This is a genomic window from Pseudomonas migulae NBRC 103157 (assembly GCF_002091715.1).
In the GTDB taxonomy this organism is placed as follows: Bacteria; Pseudomonadota; Gammaproteobacteria; order Pseudomonadales; family Pseudomonadaceae; genus Aquipseudomonas; species Aquipseudomonas migulae_A.
Map to the genome: position 1 here is coordinate 14107 of NZ_BDAG01000005.1, position 23870 is coordinate 37976.

Annotated in this window: 19 protein-coding genes; 11 read left to right on the plus strand and 8 right to left on the minus strand. The window is 59.4% G+C overall.

The window, feature by feature from the left end; genetic code table 11:
* Positions 1-7: 7 nt before the first annotated feature.
* From PMI01S_RS05685 to PMI01S_RS05705, 5 genes are all read right to left on the minus strand, one after another.
* Positions 8-1255 (minus strand): ABC transporter permease, encoded by a 1248-nt coding sequence (locus PMI01S_RS05685; protein ID WP_084318379.1) that lies wholly within the window; start codon positions 1253-1255, stop codon positions 8-10.
* 179 nt (positions 1256-1434) lie between these two features.
* Entirely contained in the window at positions 1435-2478 is a 1044-nt protein-coding gene (locus PMI01S_RS05690; protein WP_084318380.1) for an ABC transporter substrate-binding protein, read from the minus strand.
* Between the two features lie 44 nt (positions 2479-2522).
* Complete coding sequence (locus PMI01S_RS05695) at positions 2523-3647, minus strand: ABC transporter ATP-binding protein (RefSeq protein WP_084318381.1); 1125 nt, start codon at positions 3645-3647, stop codon at positions 2523-2525.
* Positions 3648-3968: 321 nt separating this feature from the next.
* Positions 3969-4622, minus strand: a complete 654-nt coding sequence (locus tag PMI01S_RS05700) for a response regulator (protein WP_174602650.1) — start codon at positions 4620-4622, stop codon at positions 3969-3971.
* A 102-nt stretch (positions 4623-4724) separates the two neighbouring features.
* The gene (locus tag PMI01S_RS05705) at positions 4725-7121 is read right to left on the minus strand and encodes a PAS domain-containing sensor histidine kinase (RefSeq protein WP_084318382.1); all 2397 of its coding nucleotides are present in this window, start codon (positions 7119-7121) and stop codon (positions 4725-4727) included.
* 73 nt (positions 7122-7194) lie between these two features.
* Between PMI01S_RS05705 and PMI01S_RS05710 the strand changes: the two genes are divergently transcribed.
* Positions 7195-8184, plus strand: a complete 990-nt coding sequence (locus tag PMI01S_RS05710) for an alpha/beta hydrolase family protein (RefSeq protein ID WP_084318383.1) — start codon at positions 7195-7197, stop codon at positions 8182-8184.
* 164 nt (positions 8185-8348) lie between these two features.
* On the opposite strand, the gene PMI01S_RS05715 is transcribed toward PMI01S_RS05710, so the two are convergent.
* Genes PMI01S_RS05715 through PMI01S_RS05725 form a run of 3 tightly spaced genes read right to left on the minus strand, consistent with a single transcriptional unit; the run spans position 8349 to position 10805 of the window.
* Positions 8349-9116, minus strand: coding sequence for a TerB family tellurite resistance protein (locus PMI01S_RS05715; protein ID WP_084318384.1), 768 nt, complete (start codon positions 9114-9116; stop codon positions 8349-8351).
* A 1-nt stretch (position 9117) separates the two neighbouring features.
* On the minus strand, positions 9118-9789 hold the full coding sequence (gene murU / locus PMI01S_RS05720) for an N-acetylmuramate alpha-1-phosphate uridylyltransferase MurU (protein ID WP_084318385.1): 672 nt from the start codon (positions 9787-9789) through the stop codon (positions 9118-9120).
* The gene (locus PMI01S_RS05725) at positions 9786-10805 is read right to left on the minus strand and encodes an aminoglycoside phosphotransferase family protein (RefSeq protein WP_084318386.1); all 1020 of its coding nucleotides are present in this window, start codon (positions 10803-10805) and stop codon (positions 9786-9788) included. The genes murU and PMI01S_RS05725 overlap by 4 nt, the downstream gene beginning before the upstream one ends.
* Positions 10806-10935: 130 nt before the next feature.
* Between PMI01S_RS05725 and PMI01S_RS05730 the strand changes: the two genes are divergently transcribed.
* The 10 genes from PMI01S_RS05730 (at position 10936) to PMI01S_RS05775 (ending at position 23832) form a co-directional block, all read left to right on the plus strand.
* Positions 10936-13734: an LPS-assembly protein LptD gene (locus PMI01S_RS05730; protein WP_084318387.1), complete on the plus strand. Its 2799-nt coding sequence runs from the start codon at positions 10936-10938 to the stop codon at positions 13732-13734.
* Complete coding sequence (gene surA, locus PMI01S_RS05735) at positions 13715-15031, plus strand: peptidylprolyl isomerase SurA (RefSeq protein WP_084318559.1); 1317 nt, start codon at positions 13715-13717, stop codon at positions 15029-15031. Before PMI01S_RS05730 ends, surA begins: the two co-directional genes overlap by 20 nt.
* A complete protein-coding gene (gene pdxA, locus PMI01S_RS05740) occupies positions 15028-16017 on the plus strand; it encodes a 4-hydroxythreonine-4-phosphate dehydrogenase PdxA (protein WP_084318388.1) in 990 nt (329 codons plus the stop codon). The genes surA and pdxA overlap by 4 nt, the downstream gene beginning before the upstream one ends.
* Complete coding sequence (gene rsmA / locus PMI01S_RS05745; protein ID WP_017341115.1) at positions 16014-16832, plus strand: 16S rRNA (adenine(1518)-N(6)/adenine(1519)-N(6))-dimethyltransferase RsmA; 819 nt, start codon at positions 16014-16016, stop codon at positions 16830-16832. Before pdxA ends, rsmA begins: the two co-directional genes overlap by 4 nt.
* A gap of 123 nt (positions 16833-16955) precedes the next feature.
* Positions 16956-17336: a Co2+/Mg2+ efflux facilitator ApaG/CorD gene (apaG, locus tag PMI01S_RS05750; RefSeq protein WP_084318389.1), complete on the plus strand. Its 381-nt coding sequence runs from the start codon at positions 16956-16958 to the stop codon at positions 17334-17336.
* Positions 17336-18217 carry a symmetrical bis(5'-nucleosyl)-tetraphosphatase gene (locus tag PMI01S_RS05755; protein WP_084318390.1) on the plus strand — a complete coding sequence of 294 codons (882 nt, stop codon included), beginning with the start codon at positions 17336-17338 and terminating at the stop codon, positions 18215-18217. The genes apaG and PMI01S_RS05755 overlap by 1 nt, the downstream gene beginning before the upstream one ends.
* Before the next feature lie 33 nt (positions 18218-18250).
* The gene (gene glpE, locus PMI01S_RS05760) at positions 18251-18580 is read left to right on the plus strand and encodes a thiosulfate sulfurtransferase GlpE (protein WP_084318391.1); all 330 of its coding nucleotides are present in this window, start codon (positions 18251-18253) and stop codon (positions 18578-18580) included.
* A gap of 297 nt (positions 18581-18877) precedes the next feature.
* Positions 18878-20800: a PrkA family serine protein kinase gene (locus PMI01S_RS05765; RefSeq protein WP_084318392.1), complete on the plus strand. Its 1923-nt coding sequence runs from the start codon at positions 18878-18880 to the stop codon at positions 20798-20800.
* 201 nt (positions 20801-21001) lie between these two features.
* The gene (locus PMI01S_RS05770) at positions 21002-22273 is read left to right on the plus strand and encodes a YeaH/YhbH family protein (protein WP_084318393.1); all 1272 of its coding nucleotides are present in this window, start codon (positions 21002-21004) and stop codon (positions 22271-22273) included.
* Positions 22270-23832, plus strand: coding sequence for a SpoVR family protein (locus PMI01S_RS05775; RefSeq protein WP_084318394.1), 1563 nt, complete (start codon positions 22270-22272; stop codon positions 23830-23832). Before PMI01S_RS05770 ends, PMI01S_RS05775 begins: the two co-directional genes overlap by 4 nt.
* Positions 23833-23870: the final 38 nt, after the last annotated feature.

A 23870-nucleotide genomic window follows, 5' to 3' on the forward strand; every position in this document is an offset into this window, starting at 1 on the left:
TCTCCCCTTAGCTCAGGCGCAGGCGACTGGCGCCCACCAGCCAGCTGTAAATCAGATAAAGCACCACGGTCGCCAACAGCAGCAGCCCACCGAGTGCGGTCGCCATGCCCCAGTTGATGCTGGTGTTGGTGTAGAACGCGACGAAGTAGCTGACCATCTGATCGTTCGGGCTGCCCAGCAACGCCGGGGTGATGTAGTAGCCGATGGCGAGGATGAACACCAACAGGCAACCGGCGCCGACACCGGCATAGGTCTGCGGGAAGTACACCCGCCAGAAGCTGGCGAACGGGTGGCAGCCGAGGGAAATCGCGGCGCGCATGTAGGTCGGCGAGATGCCTTTCATGACGCTGTAGATCGGCAGAATCATGAACGGCAGCAGGATGTGCACCATCGAGATGTAGACGCCGGTGCGGTTGAACACCAGTTCCAGCGGTTTATCGATGATGCCCATGGCCATCAGGCCACTGTTGATCAGACCGCCGGATTGCAGCAACACGATCCACGCGGCGACCCGGACCAGGATCGACGTCCAAAACGGCAGCAGCACCAGTATCATCAACAGATTGCTTTGACGCGAGGGCAAGTTCGCCAGCAGGTAGGCCAACGGATAGGCCAGCACCAGGCAAATGGCGGTGATGATCAGGCCCATCCAGAAGGTGCGGGCGAAGATGTCGAGGTAGATCGCCTGATCGGGCGTGGCCGGGGCGATTTCGCCGAGGTCGTCGATACGATGATCGACCGCCGCCAGCAAGTAGTAAGGCGTGATGTTGCTGACGTTGCGGCGCACCACTTGCCAATAGGCCGGATCACCCCAGCGTTCATCGAGCCCTTCCAGCGCTTCTTTATAAGAGGCCGGTTCGGTAGCGAACGGCAAGGCGCGGGCGGTTTTTGTCAGCAGGCTGCGGTAGCCGGCCAACTCCATGTTCAAGCGTTTGGACAGGTCGCCCAAGGTCTGATTCTTGCGCGCTTCAGCGAGGTCTTCGCTGGCCGCTTTGTACACCGGCTCAGCAGGCAGGCCGCGACCGTCCCAGCTGGCGATGGCTGCCACGGTGCGCGGCATGCCGCCGACCACTTCCGGGTTACCAACGCTTTTGTAGAGCAGCGCCACGATGGGCACCAGGAACACCAGCAACAGAAACAGCACCAGTGGCGCGATCAAGGCCTGGGCCTTCCAGCGGTTGATCCGCTCGGCGTGCTTGAGCCGCTGCTTCAAGGTGGGGTCAGTGCCCGCGTTCAGGGGAATGGCGGTGGCCATGGCGTACTCCGGAAATCTTTGATCGTTACAGAGGAGGGAATGCCACCTCGATCGTTTAGGTAGGAGCGGGCTTGCTCACGAAAGCGGAGTGTCAGTCAGCAAAGATGCTGAATGTGCTGACGTCTTCGCGAGCAAGCCCGCTCCCACAGGTGGGTAAACCCACCATTACAGGGTGATGCTTACTTCGCAGCCCAGGAATTGAAGCGCTGTTCCAGTTGCTCGCCGTTGTCAGCCCAGAAGCTGACGTCGATCTGCACCTGGTTGGCGATGTTTTCCGGGGTGGTCGGCATGTCTTTCAGGACATCCTTGGCCAGCAACGGTACGGCCTGGGTGTTGGCCGGGCCGTAGGCGATGTTTTCCGAATAGGTCTTCTGCTGCTGCGGTGCCACCGAGAACGCGATGAATTTCTTCGCCGCTTCAGCACGCGCCTTGTCGAGACCTTTTGGGATCGCCCAAGCGTCGAAGTCGTAGATACCGCCGTTCCACACGACTTTCAGGTTGCTTTCTTTCTGCACGGCAGCGATCCGGCCGTTGTAGGCCGAGCTCATGACCACGTCACCGGAAGCGAGGTACTGCGGCGGTTGCGCGCCGGCTTCCCACCACTGGATGCTTGGCTTCAGCTCATCGAGCTTCTTGAATGCGCGGTCCTGACCGTCCTTGCCGGCCAGCACTTTGTAGACGTCTTTCGGCGCAACGCCGTCGGCCATCAGTGCGAATTCCAGGGTGTACTTCGCGCCTTTACGCAGGCCGCGCTTGCCCGGGAATTTCTTGGTGTCCCAGAAATCCACCCAACTGGTCGGTGCGCTTTTCAGCTTGTCGGCGTTGTAGGCCAATACGGTCGACCACACGAAGAAACCCACGCCGCAAGGCTGAATAGCGCCTTTGACGTAGTCTTCGGTCTTGCCGAACAGCGCCGGGTCGAGTTGCTCGAACATGTCTTCGTCGCAACCACGGGACAATTCTGGCGATTCAACTTCCACCAGGTCCCAGGACACGCTCTTGGTGTCGACCATGGCTTTGACCTTGGCCATTTCACCGTTGTATTCGCCGGCGACGATCTTGCCGTTACCCGCCGCTTCCCACGGTGCGTAGAAGGCTTTGACCTGCGCAGCCTTGTTCGCACCGCCAAAGGACACCACGGTCAGGTCCGGGCCCGCCGCCATCGCGTGTGCCGCACCGATCATGCCCATGACCAGGGCGGTGAATTTCAGGGATCTCAACATTTATTGTTCTCTCCACGTGCAGGGTTGGTTGAAGCAGGGGGCGATCAGTTCGCCTCTAGAAGTGGGTCGAGCGCGCGAACGTGTTCGACCTGCCAGCCAAGCGGTACCACGTCGCCGACAGCGAGCGCGGGATCGAGCTCGGCAATCGGTTGTTTCACGAAGAAGTCGGTCTTGCCGCAGACTTCCAGGCGAACCCGGACGTGGTCGCCCAGATAGATGAATTCCGCCACCCTCCCTGAGAAGCGGTTGACGCAGGACTCGCTCGAACCGTTGAGGCTCACGCGCTCTGGACGAATCGACAGCGTGACCGGCTCGCCGGTCTTGCCGACGTTGACCGCCAGGGCTTCAACCTTTTCACCGCGACCGAGTTCGACGATGCAACGGTCGCCGGTGTGGCTGTGCAAACGGCCGTTGAGACGGTTGTTCTCGCCGATGAAGTTGGCGACGAAGGTGTTCTTCGGTTCTTCGTAGAGGCTGCGCGGCGGCGCGATCTGCTGGATTTCGCCTTGATGGAACACGGCCACGCGGTCGGACATGGTCAAGGCTTCGCCCTGATCGTGGGTCACGTAGACCACGGTCACGCCGAGGCGCTGGTGCAGGTGTTTGATTTCCATCTGCATGTGTTCACGCAGTTGTTTGTCGAGTGCACCCAGAGGCTCGTCCATCAATACCAGTTGCGGTTCGAACACCAGCGCGCGGGCCAAAGCCACACGCTGTTGCTGACCGCCGGACAGTTGCGCCGGATAGCGCTGGGCGAAAGTGTCGAGCTGAACCATGCTCAGGACACGTTTGACCCGGTCACTGACATCGCTCTTGTTCAAGCCGCGCACGGTCAGCGGAAACGCGAGGTTCTCGGCGACGGTCATGTGCGGGAACAGTGCGTAGTTCTGGAACACCATGCCGATGTCACGCTTGTGCGGCGGCACGTTGTTGATGGCACGCCCGGCCAGGAGGATTTCGCCGGCGGTTGGCGTTTCAAAACCGGCGAGCATCATCAGGCTGGTGGTCTTGCCCGAGCCGGACGGCCCGAGCAAGGTGAGGAATTCGCCTTTGCGAATGTCCAGGTTGAGGTCTTTGACGATCAGGTTCTCGCCGTCGTAGCTCTTCTGCACTCCACGAAAGCTGACCAGAATGTCGCTGGCCCCTGCGTTTGAATCAACCTGGCTCATACCCACACCTTTGTTATTGATGACTGCTGTGGGACTAAGCCTAGTGGACGCTGCTGACCACGCAAATCGGGGCGCAGGAGAGAATCGCCTCAGCCGGATGGAAGGTTGGGGGTAGGGATTGCCCTACAAGGATGGCGGGATTGGATAGGGTCAGCGGCAGGTTTCAAGCGGCAAACCACAAGAACGGGCAAAAGCGGGTTTTAAGGATGTCGCAAATGGACATGGCGTTGCGCGTTTCTGTAGGAGCCGGCTTGCTGGCGACGGCGTCATTGAGATCGCCATCGCCAGCAAGCCGGCTTCTACAGGGGGGATTCGGTGTTTTCAGAGGAGTTTATGTTCCATCGCGTACTTCACCAGTTCAGCCAGCGAAGTGATGTTGAGTTTCTGCATCAGCCGCGCCTTGTGGGTGCTGATGGTCTTGCTGCTCAGGGCCAGTTGCTGGGCGATGTCATTGACGTTGGCGCCCTGGGCCAGGCGCTCAAACACCGAGAACTCACGTTCTGACAACAGTGAATGCAGCGGCCGCGAATCGGTCAGGCCAACTTCGAAGACCATGCGGTCGGCCAGCTCCGGGTCAATGTAACGCCCGCCCGCCGCGACTTTGCGGATCGCCGTAAGCAGCAGCGCCGGGTCGCTGTCCTTGGTCGCGTAGCCTGCGGCACCGACCTTCAAGGCCCGTGCAGCCATTTGCGCTTCGTCATGCATCGACAACACCAGGATGGCGGGCGGATTGTTCAACGCGCGGATCCGCGGAATCGCTTCCAGGCCATTGACGCCGGGCATGGAGATATCCAGCAACACCACTTCGCAGGGAACATGACGCAAGGTCTCGAGTAACTGCTCGCCATTGCTCGCCTCGCCCACCACCAGCAAGTCCTTGGCCAGGCCGATCAGTTGCTTGATACCTTCGCGAACGATGGTGTGGTCTTCGGCTACCAGTACACGGATCACGTTCTTCTCCAGATTCAAGATCATTCGCGGGCAAGCCCGCTCCCACAATGGATCGGGGTTGTTTGTGCGAACTAGTGTGGGAGCGGGCTTGCTCGCGAAAGCGTCAGTAAAACCAACAAAAATTCTTCAGGCCTCATCCAACGGCACACGCACACTCAGGGTCGTGCCCTCCCCCGGCTCACTTTCAAGCGACAACTGTCCTCCCATGATCAACACCCGCTCGCGCATGCCGACAACCCCAAAGGATGTCGGCCTTCCGGTAGCGGGGACAAATCCTACGCCATCATCGCTGACCGTCAGACACAACTCGTCACCTTCAAGCGCCAACGTCAGTTCCACAGTATGCGCCTGAGCATGCCGCATGACATTGGTCAGCGCCTCCTGAAGGATCCGGAACAGGCCAATCGCCTTGGCATCACTGAGCACCGGCAAATTATCCGGCACTTGCACGAGGCACGGAATCTGCGTGCGCGCCTCGAAGCGCCGGGCCTGCCATTCGATGGCCGAGGCGATGCCGGCATCCAGAATCGGTGGGCGTAGCGCCGTGGCAACATCTCGCACCAGTTGGAACAACTGAGCGATCAAGCGCTTCATGCTGTTCAATCGTTCATTCAGACCAGGATCGAGCTGGGCGTAGGCCAATTCGCACATCGACGTCTCCAGCTTCAACACAGTCAACATCTGACCCAGCTCGTCGTGAACTTCCCGGGCGATGCGGGCCTTTTCCTCTTCCCGCACGCTCTCAAGGTGCGCCGACAACTCACGCAGTTGCTCGCGGGAGCTGGCCAGTTCCAGTTCGATACGCTTGCTCTCGCTGATGTCCCAGACGATGCCATCCCAGACATAGGCGCCGTCTTCGAGGCGTCGAGTGATGGCTTTGATCTCGGCCCAGCGCTGCTCGCCCTGACGCGTGAGAATCCGCCCCTGCCACGACCAGTCGCTGTCGGTGTCCAGCGCGTGGTCCTGCGTCCGGTGGTAGCTGGCCTTGTCGTCCGGATGCACCAGGCTGCGCAGGCCTTTGTCGCGATGGGCCAGGGTCGCCGGCGAATAACCCACCAGGCTCTCGCTGCCTTCGCTAATGTAGGCAAAGTCGATTTGCCCCGTCACCGGCGCCCGTTCCAGGCGAAAGACCAATCCCGGCACGTTGGCGGCGATCCCTTGCAGGCGCGCCTCGCTTTCCTGCAACGCGGCCAGGGCGCGACGGCGCTCGGTGACGTCATTGAGGTAGACCACCAGGTATTCGCCATCGCGGAAACGCAGGAAGCTCAATGAAACATCCGTCGGCAAAAGACTGCCATCGGCCCGCAGACAGTTGGTTTCGAAACTTTGCGGACCTTCTTCGCTGGCGCGGGCGCGTTTCCACAGGTTCAGCCAGCGGTCCATGTGCAGACCGGGCTCGAAGTCAATCAGCGGCCGGTCGATGATGCCGCCCGCCGGATAGCCGAGCATGGTTTCGGCGGCCCGGTTGGCGTAGCGCACATGGCTGTCCCAGTTGACCCAGAGAATGCCGACGGTGCTCTGGTCGATGGAAAACTGCGTGAGGCGCAATGCTTCTTCACTGGCGGCTCGCAAGGCAATGTCTTCCCGCGCGGCTAACAGACGATGCTCCAGGCTGTGTTGCTGCCGACGCTGCCAGAACACGATCGCCATGCAGCTCAGCATCAGCACCGCCAACAGCAGGCTGAGGTTCTGCCAGAAACCCGGGGACTCCGTCAGTCGCGGGTACTTGGGTTGCAGCCATTGATTGTGCAGTTGCTCCAGATCCTTGGCCGGGATCGCTCGCAGCGCACTTTCGACAATGCCGGCGAGTTCCGGCCAGTCCCGCCGCGTGGCCACGCGCAGCAACTGCGGCAGACCGATGTCGCCGACGACCACCAGCCCGGCAAACTCCGGTTCGACAGACAGACGCCCCAACTGTGCTTCGTCGACCACGGCGTAGCTGGCCTGCTGACTCAGCAACAGTTGCAAGGCCTGGCGCTCCATCGGTACGCCCTGGAGGTTCAGGTGCGAATAATTACTGCGCAGGTAATCGGCGGTGGCGCTGGGCATGCGCACGGCAACGCGGGTCTGGCTGTCGAGTTTTTCCAGCTCCACCCCGCCGGCAGCCTTCTGGTCGCTGACCACCAGCTGCGGCACCCGCATGTACGGGTCGGAAAACTGCCACAGGCGCAGGCCACCGGGGGTTTGCACCAGCCCTGGCGCGATGTCGATTTCACCTTCGCGGGCGGCGGCCTCCAGCTGCGCGAGGTCGGGAAAATTGCGCCAGCTGAGCTCGACCTTCAGCGACCTGGCCAGCCACTTCATCAACTCGACATTGACCCCGGACAGCCGCTGCAAGCGGCGATCGTATTGCGCATAGGGCACTTGCAACACCAGCCCGACGCGCAATTCATCATGCTGCGCCAGCCATTGCTGCTGGCGTGCGGACAATTGTGCGACGTGCGCGGGTGGCGCAGGCGCCGCCCACCCCATCAAGGGAAACCACAAACAGCCGATAACCCACAGGCAGCGAAAACGCTTCATCGAAGTCTCACACACTGACAAATACTGACCAACCCATTAGGCTGCCGGAATAACTTCTGGCCTGGAATATCCGATGCCCCCTGTCTACCGCCTGGCACTGCCAGCATTGTGCCTGTCGCTGATCCTGCCTTGCGCCTTTTCCGTCCAGGCCGCTGATCCCGCACCCGCTGCCGCGGAAAAACCCGCAGACGAAAAACCGGTCGAACGTCAGCCGCTGCTTGAGCGTAGCCAGGAAGAAGCGACAGCACTTGAGCGAAAAATCCCTGCTCAGGAACAGCAACAGTTGCAAGCGGGCAGCGATACCTTTCTGGCCTTGTGGAAACCGGCCAATACGGCGGACCCCAAAGGCGCGGTGATTATCATCCCAGGCGCCGGTGAAACCGTTGACTGGCCGCAAGCAATCGGCCCCCTGCGACGCAAACTGCCGGACGCCGAGTGGAGCAGCCTGAGTATCACCCTGCCCGACCTGCAAAGCGATGCCATCGCGCCACGTACCGTCGAAGTCGCGCCAACGCCCAAGGCCCCTGACGTCGGCAGCAAGGACTCGACCACCGCTGCCCCCATCGAGCAGGCGGCTGGCGGTGAAGCGGAAGTCGTCGACAAGGCCATCGCCGAAACCAGTGACGAGCAGGCCAAAGCCGACGCCGAGCGAATCTTCGCACGCATCGATGCGGCCATCGCCTACGCCGAACAGCAGAGCGCTCGCCGCATTGTGGTGCTCGGTCATGGCACCGGCGCGTACTGGGCCGCCCGTTACCTGAGTGAGAAGCAGCCTTCGCAAGTCGAGAAATTCGCGATGGTCGCCGCCCAGACGCCCGTTGCGGCGAAACCGGAACTGGCTGAATTGACACCGACCCTTAAATTGCCGACGGCCGACATCTTCTACATGGATAAGCCGCTGGACCGCAACGCGGCATTGGAACGCTTGCAGGCCAGCAAGCGTTTGAAGGCTTCGGCGTTCAGTCAGGTATCGCTCAAGGCATTGCCGGGGGATAGCAAGGCCGAGCAGGAGCAGTTGGTGCGCCGGGTGCGGGGTTGGTTGAACCCGCAGCCTGCGGACTGACAGACCGAGTTGCTCCCTTCGCGAGCAAGTCGAATCGTCGCACCGTCGCTCCCACATTTGATCTTCAGCGGACATAGAATTTGTGTCCAACCGAAATCAAATGTGGGAGCGACGATTCGACTTGCTCGCGAAGGGGGCATCACCGGCAACACAAACCTTCCCGGCTAGCGAAAATCCCGCCGCTGACGAATCAACGTATAGGCGCTATGCAATTCGCGCGTCTTTTCCGTCGCTTCACGCACCTGCAACGCCGTCGCCCCGCTGCCGGCAATCTTGTCCGGATGATGGCGACTCAGCAGGCGTCGATAAGCGCGCTTGATCTGCGCCGGCTCAGTGGTGGCGGACACGCCCAGCAGCATCATCGCTTCCTGATAAGTGACCGCACTGTTGACGACCGATGGCCTGGACGGCTCGTAGTCCGCCGCCAGCCCCTGAACCTGATACGACGTCCAGCCGAGCCATTTGCCCCATTGGACAATCAGCTCGCGCTCGGCATGACCGGCGCGGCCATCGGCCCAGACCATTCGCCAGCAGGCGCGCAACACGCCCTCCGCCGCATGGGGTTGAGCACTCAAGCGTCGCAGATAGCCGCGCAACCGGTCATGTCCCGACTTGCCGCGATTGAACGCCGCGATCGCCCGGCGCTTTGCCGACTCGCTCATTTCCAGCGCCTGCATTTCCTGACGCGCCTGTTGGATGTGGCCATCCACCACCCGCCCGTCACACTTGGCCAGCCGCCCCAGCAACACGAACAGCAGTTCATCGTTGCGCAGCACCGGACGACCTCCGAGCGCTTCACGCAAATGCCCCCAGCTCTGCAGTTTCAAGTGCCGATCCAGCGCCTGCCCCAACAACGCGCCGAGCATGGCCCCCGGGATGCTGGCGATGGCATAGCCCGCTCCGGCTCCAATCAGAGTCCCTGGCCACAGCATGTCAGCGACTCGCTTCTATCAGCGTTTCGACTTCAGCCAGACGCTCGTGAGTGCCGACATCCACCCAACGACCGTGCAAGCGCTCACCCGTCACCTGCCCGTCAGCCATGGCTTTGCGCAACAGCGGTGCAAGCTTGAAAGCGGCGGCCGAACAGCCGTCGAACAACTGTGGATGCAACACCGCGATGCCGCTGTAGGTCAGGGTCGGCGCATCAGGCTGGCCATCGTGCACTTGCCCGTCGACCAACGTGAAATCGCCCGCTGGATGGTGGTTCGGGTTATCCGCCAGCACCAGATGAGCAAGACCGTTGATGGGCTGATGCAACACGCTGAAGTCGTAGTCGGTCCAGATGTCGCCGTTGACCACCACAAACGCCTCATCGCCCAACAACGGTAACGCACGGAAAATCCCGCCACCGGTTTCCAGTGGCTCACCTTCCGGCGAGTACTGAATGCTCACGCCATAACGCGAACCATCACCCAGATAGTCTTCGATCTGCTGACCCAGCCACGCATGGTTGATCACGATCTCGGTAAACCCGGCGGCGGCCAGCGCACGCAAGTGGTACTCGATCAATGGCACGCCGCCGGCACGAACCAGCGGTTTGGGCGTCGTCAGGGTCAGCGGGCGCATGCGTTCGCCCTTGCCCGCTGCCAGAATCATTGCCTTCATGCAGTCGCTCCAGCACGCAGACTGAGGAGTAACACATCCAGCTCGGCCAGTTCAGGGCGGCGGGCGATCACGGCATCTATATAAGCAAAGAAACGCGGCACGTCGGCCAGATAACGCGGCTTGCCGTCGCGATGGCAAATGCGCGCGAAGATACCGATGACTTTCAGGTGGCGCTGTACGCCCATCAGGTCGCTGGCGCGCAGGAAGTCTTCGAAGTCCGGCTGAACCGGAATGTCCAGGGCGCCCGCTTGCTGCCAGTAATCTTCCAGCCAGCCGCGCACACGCTCCTCGGGCCAGCTCAGGAAAGCGTCCTTGAACAGGCAAGTCACGTCGTAGGTCACCGGGCCGTAGACCGCGTCCTGGAAATCCAGCACGCCGGGATTCGGCTCGCTGAGCATCAGGTTGCGCGGCATGTAGTCGCGATGCACCAGCACTTTGGGCTGCGCCAGCGCGCTGTCGATCAACAGCTCCGTCACGTTCTGCCAGAGCATTTGTTGCGCAGCGTCGAACTCGATGCCCAACTCACGTTTCACGTACCACTCAGGGAACAATTCCAGCTCGCGACGCAACAGTGCCACGTCATAACTCGGCAGCGGCGCAACCATCGGCAGCTGCTGAAAAGCGAGCAGTGCCTGTAGGGCATCCTTGAACAAATCGTCGGCATTTTTGCTGTCGATGACGTCCAGATACGTCTTGTTGCCCAGGTCATTGAGCAAAAGAAAACCGCGTTCGAGGTCCTCCGCATAAATTTTCGGAACATTTATTCCGGATTTCGCCAGCAAAAAAGCGATGTCCACGAAGGGTTTGCAGTTTTCCTGGGGCGGTGGTGCATCCATTACGACGAAACTTCTGCCTGCGCCTTCCCAGCGGAAATAGCGCCGAAAACTCGCATCACTACTGGCCGCGGTCAACGTGGCCGGGGGTACGGCGCCCCAACCTTGTTCTGCAAAGAGGGTCGCCAACTGCTCATCGAGCCAAACTTTCAGGTGTTGCAAACGTACATCTTGGTCAGGCATTGCAAGGGTCTCCGACGGCGCTAGCCGTCAAGCGGGTCATGCTTTATTATCCAGCATCTTTTTCAGACCATCGAGAGGCGTGCGGCCCACACCGCGGGCAGATGGCACGCAGGAAGCCCGGACTAATAAGATGGCATTGAAATCCCCCGCGTTTCGTAAAAAATTTCCGTTGTTGGTTACCGGCAGTCTGCTGGCCCTGCAACCTCTAGCCACTTCGTTCGTGGTCGCCGCGGAACAGTATGACTGCTCAGTCTCTGCTTCGGGTGCCTGGGACTGTGCACCAAAGACGCCGGCGGCTGCATTGCCACCGCGTCCCGTCCATGACGGCAGCGCTGTTTCCGCGACCGGTGAAGCCCCGGCCGAGAGCGCCAGCGGTGAAGACACTGGCGCCAAGACTACGCTGGTCACCGAATCCAAAGGCCGCGGTCTCAAGTCACGTAGCGAAGACTACAGTCACCTCGACTGGGTTCCGCGCGAGAAGCTCACTGCGGCGCAATTGGCCGAAACCGGTCCTTATTGCTCTGGTTCCTATATCGAACCGATTCGTCCTGGCATGAATGACAAGACGAATAAAAGTGACGCTCCGACCTTTGTCGGCGCCAAGGCCTCCCGCTATAAGCAGGATGAGCAGATCGCGACCCTGGCGGGCGACGTGGTCTTGCGTCAGGGCAGCATGCAGGCTGAAGCCGACGAAGCGAACCTCTATCAGGCCGAGAGCCGTGGCGAGCTGGACGGCAACGTGCGCATTCGCGACAACGGCGCGCTGATTGTCGGCGACCACGCCGAAGTGCAGCTGGACACCGGGGAAGCCAAGGTCGACAACGCCGAATACGTGATGCACAAATCCCGTATCCGCGGTAACGCGCTGTACGCCAAGCGCGCCGAGAACGCGATCATCCGCCTCAAGGATGGTACGTACACCACGTGCGAACCGAACAGCAATGCCTGGCAGCTCAAGGGCAACAACATCACCTTGAACCCGGCCACCGGTTTCGGTACTGCGACCAACGTGACGCTGCGGGTCAAGGACATTCCTGTCCTGTACACGCCGTATATCTATTTCCCGATCGACGACCGTCGTCAGTCCGGTTTCCTGCCGCCGACCATTGGCACCGGCAGCGATACCGGCTTCCTGCTGGTCACTCCGTATTACTTCAACCTGGCGCCGAACTACGACGCCACGTTGTACCCGCGCTATATGAGCAAGCGCGGCCTGTTGATGGAAGGCGAATTCCGTTACCTGACCAAGTCCAGCGAAGGTCAGTTCGGCGCCGCGTACCTCAACGATGACAACACCGATCGTAGCCAGCAGACCGACTACGAAAAAACCCGCTACATGTACAACTGGCAGCACAAGGGTGGTCTTGACTCTCGCGTCTTCACTCAAGTCGATTACACCAAGATCAGCGATCCGTATTACTTCCAGGATCTGCAGACCGATCAGATTGGCGTGAAAAGCAACGATTACGTCAATCAGCAGGGCTCCGTCACCTACCGTGGCGACAGCTACACCGCTCGTTTGAACGCCCAGGCCTATCAGCTCGCAACCGTTTCAAACATCACGCCGTATGATCGCCTGCCGCAACTCACCTTCAACGGTCAGTTGCCTGTGCATCCGAATGGCTTGAATTTCGACTACGAAACAGAAGTCGTTCGGTTTGAGCGGGACCTGGAAACAGGTCAGTTTTCCGATGAAAACGGCGTCCTGTCGCCTCGCCTGGACACCAACGTGACGGGCCTGGCTCGTGCCAACGGTAATCGTCTGAACCTTAAGCCAGGCGTGAGCCTGCCTTTGGATTGGACGTATGGTTTCGTGAAGCCGTCGCTCAAGTATCAATACACTCAGTACGACCTTGATCTTGATAGCACCGGCAAGAATGATCTCCTGACGAATCGCAATAGAGCTTCGGCCCTCGGCGAGTCGTTCAGCAGTTCGCAAAACCGTGGCGTCCCGATCGCAAGTATCGACAGCGGCCTGTATTTCGACCGCAACACCACCTGGTTCGGCAAGAACTATCGCCAGACCCTGGAACCACGTCTGTTCTACCTGTATGTGCCTGAAGAAGACCAGAAAGACATCCCGGTCTTCGACACTGGCGAATACACCTTCAACTATGCGTCTCTGTTCCGTGACAACCGCTTCTCGGGCTCCGACCGTGTCGGCGACGAGAACAAACTGTCGCTGGGCGTGACCAACCGCTGGATCGAAGAAGACGGCTTCGAACGTCAACGCATCAGCGTCGGCCAGGCCTTGTACTTCAAGGATCGCGAAGTCCAGTTGCCGGGTATCGATGCGAAAACCCGCGAAGATGCCCAGGCCAACGTTTCTCCGTACGCGCTGGAATACGAATACCGCTGGAACCGCGATTGGCGCACGACCGCCGATTACAACTGGGACCCGGACAGCCACAGCCCTCGCTCGGGCAGCGCGATGTTCCACTACCAGCCTGAAGACAACCCGAACAAGGTCATCAACGCCGGCTATCGCTATCGTAATGACCAGGTTCGTTACGACCAGAACACCGGTCAATGGTCGGTGGGCGGCGGTGACTACGGCACTCCGGGCACCCCGGGTTACGTGAAGGATTACTACAAGATCCAGCAGCACGACTTCTCGGTGATCTGGCCGATCGTGCCGCAATGGAACGCCATCAGCCGCTGGCAATATGACTACAACCGCAACCGTACCCTGGAAGCCTTCGGTGGTTTCGAGTACGACAACTGCTGCTGGAAACTGCGCCTGATCAACCGTTACTGGGTGTCGTATGACGAGTTCAGTCAGAACGCCCCTGAAAACGAGAAAGGCGACCATGGCATCTTCCTACAGATCGTTCTGAAAGGTCTCGGCGGCCTCACCGGCGCCAAAGTAGAGAGCTTCCTCGACAAAGGCATCCAAGGTTATCGTGAACGTGAAGACCAAGCTTTCTGATTGTCTGCGCCCGCTAGTGCTGGGCGCGCTGTTCCTGGGTACTGCGGCGAATGCCGCGGTACAGTCCATCGACAGAGTGGTGGCCATTGTCGATAACGATGTGGTCATGCAGAGCCAACTGGACCAGCGTGTTCACGAAGTTCAGCAAACCATCGCCAAACGCGGCGCTTCCGCGCCGCCGGCCAGCGTGCTGGACCAGCAGGTGCTGGAGCGCCTGATCATCGAGAACCTGCAACTGCAGATCGGCGAACGCTCCGGCATCCGCATTACCGATGAAGAGCTGAACCAGGCGGTCGGCACTATTGCCCAGCGCAATAACATGTCGATTGAACAATTCCGCGCCGCACTGACTCGCGACGGTCTGTCTTACGACGACGCCCGTGAACAGATTCGCCGCGAAATGGTCATCAGCCGTGTGCGTCAACGCCGTGTGGCCGAACGCATCCAGGTGTCCGAACAGGAAGTGAAGAACTTCCTCGCCTCCGACCTTGGCAAAATGCAGTTGTCCGAAGAATTCCGTCTGGCCAACATCCTGATTCCTACGCCGGAAAGCGCTAACTCCGACGCGATTCAGAATGCAGCCAAACAGGCAGACGCGGTTTACCAGCAGCTCAAGCAAGGCGCTGACTTCGGTCAGTTGGCAATCGCCAAATCCGCCAGCGAAACCGCACTGGAAGGCGGCGACATGGGCTGGCGTAAAGCCGCTCAATTGCCACCTCCGTTCGATCGCATGCTGAGCACCATGGCGGTTGGCGACGTTACCCAGCCAATGCGCACGCCGGGGGGCTTCATCATCCTGAAGATCCTCGACAAGCGTGGCGGCGAGACCCAGACGCGTGATGAAGTGCACGTGCGTCATATCCTGGTCAAACCTAGCCCGATCCGCGACGAAGCTAAAACCAAGGCTTTGGCTGAATCGCTCTATAGCCGCATCGAATCGGGCGAAGATTTCGGCGAACTGGCGAAAAGTTTCTCGGAAGATCCGGGTTCCGCCCTCAACGGTGGCGACCTGAACTGGATCGACCCGAATGCATTGGTGCCTGAATTCCGCGAAGTGATGGCCAAGACCCCACAAGGTCAGCTGTCCAAGCCATTCCAGACTCAATATGGCTGGCACGTTCTGGAAGTCCTTGGCCGTCGCGCCACTGACAGCACCACCCAGGCCCGTGAGCAGCAAGCCATGACCGTACTGCGTAACCGCAAATACGACGAAGAGCTGCAAACCTGGCTGCGTCAGATCCGTGACGAAGCGTACGTAGAGATCAAACTCCCTGGTGCAGACCAGGCAGCGCAGTGAAACCCAAGCGTTTCGCGCTGACACCCGGTGAACCGGCCGGCATAGGTCCTGACCTGTGCCTGCTGCTCGCCTCGCAAGCCCAGCCACACCCCCTGATTGCCATTACCAGTCGCGACCTGCTCATAGAGCGGGCCGCGCAACTGGGTGTGGTTGTCGATTTGCTGCCAGTCACGCCTGATGCCTGGCCGGATGTACCCGCGCCAGCCAACAGTCTGTATGTCTGGGATACACCGCTTAGTGCGCCGGTGATTGCCGGGCAGCTCGATAAAGCCAATGCGGCCTTCGTTCTGGAAACCCTTACCCGCGCGGGTCAGGGCTGCCTCGACGGGCATTTCGACGGGATGATTACCGCCCCTGTGCACAAGGGTGTGATCAATGAATCAGGCATCGCCTTTTCCGGTCATACGGAATTTCTCGCGGACCTGACGCATACCGCGCAAGTGGTGATGATGCTCGCGACTCGCGGATTGCGTGTGGCGCTGGTAACCACTCACCTGCCCCTTCGCGAGATTGCCGATGCAATCACGCCGGAGCGTCTGGAACGGGTCACGCGGATATTGCACGCGGACCTGCAGGAAAAATTCGGCATCGCCCGGCCACGCATCCTGGTCTGCGGGCTCAACCCGCACGCCGGTGAAGGCGGACACCTGGGCCATGAAGAAATCGACATCATTGAACCTACATTAGAGCGCCTGCGCGGCGAGGGCATGGACCTTCGCGGCCCCCTCCCCGCCGACACTCTGTTTACCCCCAAATATCTGGAGCACTGCGACGCGGTGCTGGCGATGTACCACGACCAGGGCCTGCCCGTGCTGAAATACAAAGGCTTCGGCGCGGCAGTCAACGTGACCCTCGGCTTGCCGATCATCCGCACTTCGGTCGACCACGGCACTGCCCTGGACCTGGCCGGCAGCGGCAAAATCGACACCGGCAGCCTGCAAGTCGCCCTGGAAACCGCCTACCAGATGGCCGAGACCCGTTTATGACCGAGCATTACCAACACCGTGCGCGCAAGCGTTTCGGCCAGAACTTCCTGCACGATGCCGGCGTTATCGACCGCATCCTGCGCTCCATCCATGCCAAACCCGAAGACCGCCTGCTGGAAATCGGCCCGGGCCAGGGCGCGCTGACTCAAGGCCTGCTGAACAGCGGCGCCCAGCTGGACGTGGTGGAGCTGGACAAAGACCTGATCCCGATCCTCAACCAACAGTTCGCCGGCAAGAGCAACTTCAACCTGCATCAGGGTGACGCGCTGAAGTTCGACTTCAACAGCCTGAACGCTGCGCCGAACAGCCTGCGAGTGGTCGGCAATCTGCCGTACAACATCTCTACGCCGCTGATATTTCACCTGCTGAACAACGCGGGCATCATTCGCGACATGCACTTCATGCTGCAAAAGGAAGTGGTCGAGCGTCTGGCTGCCGGCCCTGGCGGCGGCGACTGGGGTCGCCTGTCGATCATGGTTCAGTACCACTGCCGCGTGGAGCACCTGTTCAACGTTGGCCCAGGCGCGTTCAACCCACCGCCGAAAGTCGACTCGGCCATCGTGCGTCTGGTGCCACACGCCGTACTGCCGCACCCGGCCAAGGATCACCGCTTGCTGGAGCGCGTCGTGCGCGAAGCCTTCAACCAGCGCCGCAAGACCCTGCGCAACACCCTCAAACTGCTGCTGAGCAACGACGAAATCACCGCCGCCGGTGTCGACGGCAGCTTGCGTCCCGAACAGCTCGATCTGGCCGCCTTCGTGCGCCTGGCCGACAAGCTCAGCGAACAAGTCCTACAGAAGCCCGCCGCCGACTGACAGGCAACAAGCGTTATCGGGTAGGACACCAGCTCCCATGTCTGGTTTACTACCCGATACTTGGCCTAGACTGAGTTGCATCAGCTACGCCCCGCGTCCCGCTTCGTTTTTAAGGCCTCTTGCATGTCCGATCCTCGTTATCAGGTCGACGTCAGCGTCGTCACCCGCTATCTGGCAGAACAATCGCAACCCGAGCAAAACCGCTTTGCCTTCGCTTACACCATCACCGTGCACAACAATGGCGAATTACCGGCCAAACTGTTGTCGAGGCATTGGGTGATCACCGATGGCGACGGACATGTCGAAGAGGTTCGCGGTGCCGGCGTTGTTGGTCAGCAACCGTTGATCGATGTGGGCAAAAGCCACACCTACAGCAGCGGTACCGTCATGACCTCCAAGGTCGGCACCATGCAAGGCACCTATCAAATGATCGCCGATGACGGTAAGCACTTCGACGCCATCATCGCCCCATTCCGCCTGGCGGTGCCTGGAGCCCTGCACTGATGGCAACGTATGCCGTCGGTGACTTGCAAGGTTGCCTCGAACCGCTCAAATGCCTGCTCGAACAAGTCGCCTTCGACCCCGCCCGGGACAAACTGTGGCTGGTCGGCGATCTGGTCAACCGTGGCCCGCAGTCGCTGGAAACCTTGCGCTTCCTCTATAGCTTGCGCGATTCGTTGGTGTGCGTGCTGGGTAACCACGACCTGCACTTGCTGGCCGCCGGTCATAACATCGAACGCTTGAAGAAAGCCGACACCCTGCGCGAGATTCTCGAAGCACCGGATCGCGTGGAACTGCTGGAATGGGTGCGCCAGCAAAAACTCATGCATTACGACGAACAGCGCAACATTGCCCTGGTCCACGCCGGCATACCGCCACAATGGTCGCTGCGCAAAGCCTTGAAGTGCGCCGCCGAGGTCGAAGAGGCCCTGCGCGACGACAACCGTTTGGCTCCTTACCTCGACGGCATGTATGGCAACGAACCATTGAAGTGGGACAGTGGCCTCAAAGGCGTGACCCGCCTGCGTGTGATCACCAACTATTTCACCCGCATGCGTTTCTGCACCAGCGAAGGCAAGCTGGACCTCAAGGGCAAGGAAGGTGTCGACACCGCACCGCCAGGTTACGCCCCGTGGTTCAAGTACAAGGAACGCAAGACCAAGGGGGTGAAAATCATCTTCGGTCACTGGGCGGCACTTGAGGGCCAATGCAATGAGCCGGGCATCTTCGCCCTCGACACCGGATGCGTCTGGGGTGGTTCGATGACCCTGATGAACGTCGACACCTTTGAACGCCTGCAGTGCAAATGCGACGAGCATGGCCATACCCTGCCGCCAGTCGCCTCCCCTATTCCCGAACAAACGTCAGCCAGCGCCCAGCGCTAGACTGCGCTTTCAGCCGAGCCACAGGAGCCCGCCATGAGCGAATTCAAACGCATCCCCCCAGAACAGGCCCAGGCCCTGCGCGAACAAGGCGCAGTGGTGGTCGATGTTCGAGACCCTGCAACATTTGCCGCGCTGCATATCGCCGGCTCGAAGCATCTGGACAACGTGTCCATTTCGGATTTCATCCGCGCCGCCGATCTTGACGCCCCGACGGTCGTGGTCTGCTATCACGGCAATTCCAGCCAGAGTGCGGCGGCCTACCTGATCAGTCAGGGCTTCTCCGACGTCTACAGCATGGATGGCGGATTTGAGCTGTGGCGTACGACTTATCCTTCGGAAACAGCGCAAGGCTCTTCCGAATAATTTTTTTGTAACGCGCAAGCCCCCGGCTCCCGCGGGCTAGCGCGGTGGCGGACGAACGGTCAGCCATAACTAATTACGTATCCACCCTTTACCTCCCGAATTCCCAACTATCCTTAAGCGCAGGCCATCCAAAACAGGGGAGAGCCGGTACACCGGCGCGCGGATCATCGGGAGTAGCTTTCGGAGTCGTCAGTTCCGAAAGAGTTCTGGGGGGTAAACAGCGACTGCATATCCGGTTGCTGCCAGCATCGACTGAATGATCCGGCGTCGGCTCCACGTATCGAGCGAGGTGACGTCATGAGTATCTTTAGCCACTTCCAACAACGATTCGAGTCCACACGCCAGGAAGAACTCACGCTGCAAGAGTATCTTGAACTGTGCAAACAGGACCGCAGCGCCTACGCCTCCGCCGCCGAGCGCCTATTGCTGGCCATCGGAGAACCGGAGCTGCTCGACACCTCGACCAACTCGAGACTGTCGCGAATCTTCTCCAACAAGGTGATCCGCCGCTATCCGGCCTTTGAAGACTTCCACGGGATGGAAGAATGCATAGACCAGATCGTGTCGTATTTCCGCCATGCCGCTCAAGGCCTGGAAGAGAAGAAACAAATCCTTTATCTGCTCGGCCCCGTAGGTGGCGGCAAATCGTCCCTGGCCGAGAAGCTCAAGCAACTGATCGAAAAAGTGCCTTTCTACGCCATCAAGGGCTCGCCGGTATTCGAGTCGCCTCTGGGTCTGTTCAACGCCACGGAAGATGGCGCGATCCTCGAAGAAGATTTCGGCATTCCACGGCGCTACCTAAATACCATCATGTCGCCATGGGCCACCAAGCGCCTGGCCGAGTTCGGCGGTGACATCAGCCAGTTCCGCGTAGTGAAACTCTATCCGTCGATCCTCAATCAGATCGCGGTGGCCAAAACCGAACCGGGTGATGAAAACAACCAGGACATTTCGGCACTGGTGGGCAAGGTCGATATCCGCAAGCTGGAGGAATACCCACAGAACGACGCCGACGCCTACAGCTATTCGGGCGCGCTGTGCCGGGCCAACCAGGGGTTGATGGAATTCGTCGAAATGTTCAAGGCACCGATCAAGGTGCTGCACCCATTGCTGACCGCCACCCAGGAAGGTAACTACAACAGCACCGAAGGTCTCGGGGCGATTCCGTTTACCGGGATCCTGCTGGCTCACTCCAACGAATCGGAATGGCACACCTTCCGCAACAACAAGAACAACGAAGCTTTCATCGACCGGATCTACATCGTCAAAGTGCCGTACTGCCTGCGGGTCAGTGATGAGGTGAAGATCTACGACAAGCTCCTGTTCAACAGCTCCCTGGCCAAGGCCCATTGCGCGCCCGACACCCTGAAAATGCTCGCCCAGTTCACCGTGCTCTCACGCCTCAAGGAGCCGGAAAACTCCAACATCTACTCCAAGATGCGCGTGTATGACGGCGAAAACCTCAAGGACACCGATCCGAAAGCCAAGTCGATCCAGGAATACCGCGACAACGCCGGAGTAGATGAAGGCATGAACGGCCTGTCGACCCGGTTCGCGTTCAAGATCCTGTCCAAGGTCTTCAACTTCGATCCGCACGAAATCGCCGCCAACCCGGTGCACTTGCTCTATGTGCTCGAACAACAGATCGAACAGGAACAATTCCAGGCCGAAACCCGTGAACGCTATCTGCGGTTCCTCAAGGAGTACCTGGCACCCCGTTATATCGAGTTCATCGGCAAGGAAATCCAGACGGCCTACCTCGAGTCTTACAGCGAGTACGGCCAGAACATCTTCGATCGCTACGTGCTGTACGCCGACTTCTGGATCCAGGACCAGGAATACCGCGACCCGGAAACCGGCGAGATTCTCAACCGCGTAGCACTGAACGAAGAACTGGAGAAAATCGAAAAACCGGCCGGCATCAGCAATCCGAAGGATTTCCGCAACGAAATCGTCAACTTCGTGCTGCGCGCCCGGGCCAACAACAACGGCAAGAACCCGACCTGGCTCAGCTACGAAAAACTGCGGGTGGTCATCGAGAAGAAAATGTTCTCCAACACCGAGGACCTTCTGCCGGTCATCAGCTTCAACGCCAAGGCCAGCAAAGAGGACCAGCAGAAGCACAACGACTTCGTCACACGGATGGTAGAGCGGGGTTACACCGACAAACAGGTACGACTGCTCTCCGAGTGGTATCTGCGGGTCAGAAAATCACAATAACCCGCTGCCGGTCAGACCGGTTGTCGTCAGCCAGAGGCCTGTGTATGCATTTTCTGCTACACAGACCTCTGGAAGGTGTTCGAAAGTCGGTAGCGAGGTTCAATCAGCGTCAAAAGCGCTTGGGGGAGCGTGAACATCCCTTTGCACATTCGATGCTGCATAACCGCTCGCCCCTTTCAGGACAGCTTCTAAGGAGCAGTCATGAGCTATGTGATCGACCGACGTCTCAATGGCAAGAACAAGAGCACGGTGAACCGTCAGCGGTTTCTGCGGCGTTACCGTGATCACATCAAAAAGGCTGTCGAAGAGGCGGTCAGTCGGCGTTCCATTACCGATATGGAACACGGCGAACAGATCAGCATTCCCGGCCGCGACATCGACGAGCCGGTGCTTCACCACGGTCGCGGCGGCAAGCAGACCGTCGTGCATCCGGGCAACAAGGAATTCACCAGCGGCGAGCACATTGCCCGTCCGCCCGGAGGTGGCGGCGGCAGAGGTCCGGGCAAGGCCGGCAACTCGGGTGAAGGAATGGACGAATTCGTCTTCCAGATCACCCAGGAAGAATTCCTCGAGTTCATGTTCGAGGACCTTGAGCTGCCGAACCTGGTCAAGCGCAACCTGACCGGCACCGACACCTTCAAGACTGTACGTGCAGGGATCAGCAACGAAGGCAACCCGTCGCGGATCAACATCATCCGCACCTTGCGCTCCGCTCATGCACGGCGCATCGCCCTGTCCGGCAGCAGCCGGGCGAAACTGCGCGAAGCCAAAGAAGAACTGCTGCGACTCAAGCGGGATGAACCAGACAACTTCGGCGATATTCAGGAAATCGAGGCCGAAATCGAAAAACTCAGTGCGCGCATCCACCGCGTTCCGTTCCTCGACACCTTCGACCTCAAGTACAACCTGCTGATCAAACAACCCAACCCCAGCTCCAAGGCTGTGATGTTCTGCCTGATGGACGTGTCCGGTTCCATGACCCAGGCGACCAAGGACATCGCCAAGCGTTTCTTTATCCTGCTGTACCTGTTCCTCAAGCGTAACTATGAAAAGATCGACGTCGTGTTCATCCGTCACCACACCAGCGCCCGGGAAGTGGATGAGGAAGAGTTTTTCTACTCCCGCGAAACCGGTGGCACCATCGTTTCCAGCGCCTTGAAACTGATGCAGGAGATCATGGCCGAACGCTATCCAAGCAACGAGTGGAACATCTATGCCGCACAGGCCTCCGACGGCGACAACTGGAATGACGACTCGCCGATCTGCCGCGACATCCTGATCAACCAGATCATGCCGTTTGTGCAGTACTACACTTACGTTGAGATCACCCCGCGCGAACATCAGGCCTTGTGGTTCGAATATGAACGCATCGCCGAAGCCTTTTCTGACACTTTTGCCCAGCAGCAACTGGTCTCGGCCGGGGATATCTATCCGGTCTTCCGTGAACTCTTCCAGCGCAGGTTAGTGACATGACCGCCAAAGAGCAGAAGCGCCAACCCATTTCCACCGGCTCCGAATGGACATTCGAGCTGATCCAGGCCTACGACCGCGAAATCAGCCGTATCGCGGCTCGCTATGCACTCGATACCTACCCCAACCAGATCGAAGTGATCACCGCCGAGCAGATGATGGACGCCTACGCCTCTGTCGGCATGCCGCTGGGGTATCACCATTGGTCCTACGGCAAACACTTCCTCAGCACCGAAAAATCCTACTCTCGCGGCCAGATGGGGCTGGCCTACGAGATCGTGATCAATTCGGACCCCTGCATTGCCTATCTGATGGAAGAAAACACCATCTGCATGCAGGCACTGGTGGTGGCTCACGCCTGCTATGGACACAACAGCTTCTTCAAAGGCAACTACCTGTTCCGCACCTGGACTGACGCGAGTTCGATCATCGATTATCTGGTGTTCGCCAAGCAGTACATCATGCAGTGCGAAGAGCGCCACGGCATCGATGCGGTCGAGGACCTGCTGGATTCCTGCCACGCGCTGATGAACTACGGGGTCGACCGCTACAAACGCCCTTACCCGATTTCCGCGGAAGAGGAACGTCGTCGGCAAAAGGATCGGGAAGAGCATCTGCAGAAGCAGATCAACGATCTGTGGCGCACCATCCCAAAAGGCGCGGACAAGTACAGCGACAAGGACAACGCACGCTTCCCCGCCGAACCTCAGGAAAACATCCTGTATTTCATCGAAAAACATGCGCCGCTACTGGAACCGTGGCAGCGCGAGATCGTGCGCATCGTGCGCAAGATTGCGCAGTACTTCTACCCGCAACGCCAGACGCAAGTGATGAACGAAGGCTGGGCCACGTTCTGGCATTACACCCTGATGAACGACCTGTACGACGAAGGCCTGGTCACCGACGGCTTCATGATGGAATTCCTGACGTCCCACACCAGCGTGGTTTTTCAACCAGGCTTCGACAGCCCGTACTACAACGGAATCAACCCCTACACCCTGGGGTTTGCCATGTACCGGGATATCCGGCGCATGTGTGAAAGCCCCACCGAGGAGGATTACCGCTGGTTCCCGGACATCGCGGGCACCGACTGGCTGTCGACCATCAAGTTCGCCATGAGCAGCTTCAAGGATGAGAGCTTCATCCTGCAGTACCTCTCGCCGAAGGTCATCCGCGACCTGAAGTTGTTCAGCATTCTTGATGACGACCAGAAGGACGATCTGCTGGTGCCGGCCATTCACGATGAAGACGGCTACCGCACCATCCGTGAAACCCTGGCAGCCCAGTACAACCTGGGCAATCGCGAACCCAACATCCAGATCTACAGCATCGACCGCCGTGGCGACCGCTCCCTGACTCTTCGTCACCAGCAGCACGACCGCAAACCGCTGGGAGAATCCACCGAGGAAGTGCTCAAGCACTTGCACCGTCTCTGGGGCTTCGACATTCACCTGGAAACCCTGCAAGGGGACCAAGTGATGAAAACCCACCACGTTCCGCCCAGAAGCGAGCACAACGAAGGCGATTACGGGCGACTGGACCTGGCCGTCATCCATCTTTGATCCTGTTTTTGCCTCCGAAAGTTCGACGCAACGGTTAT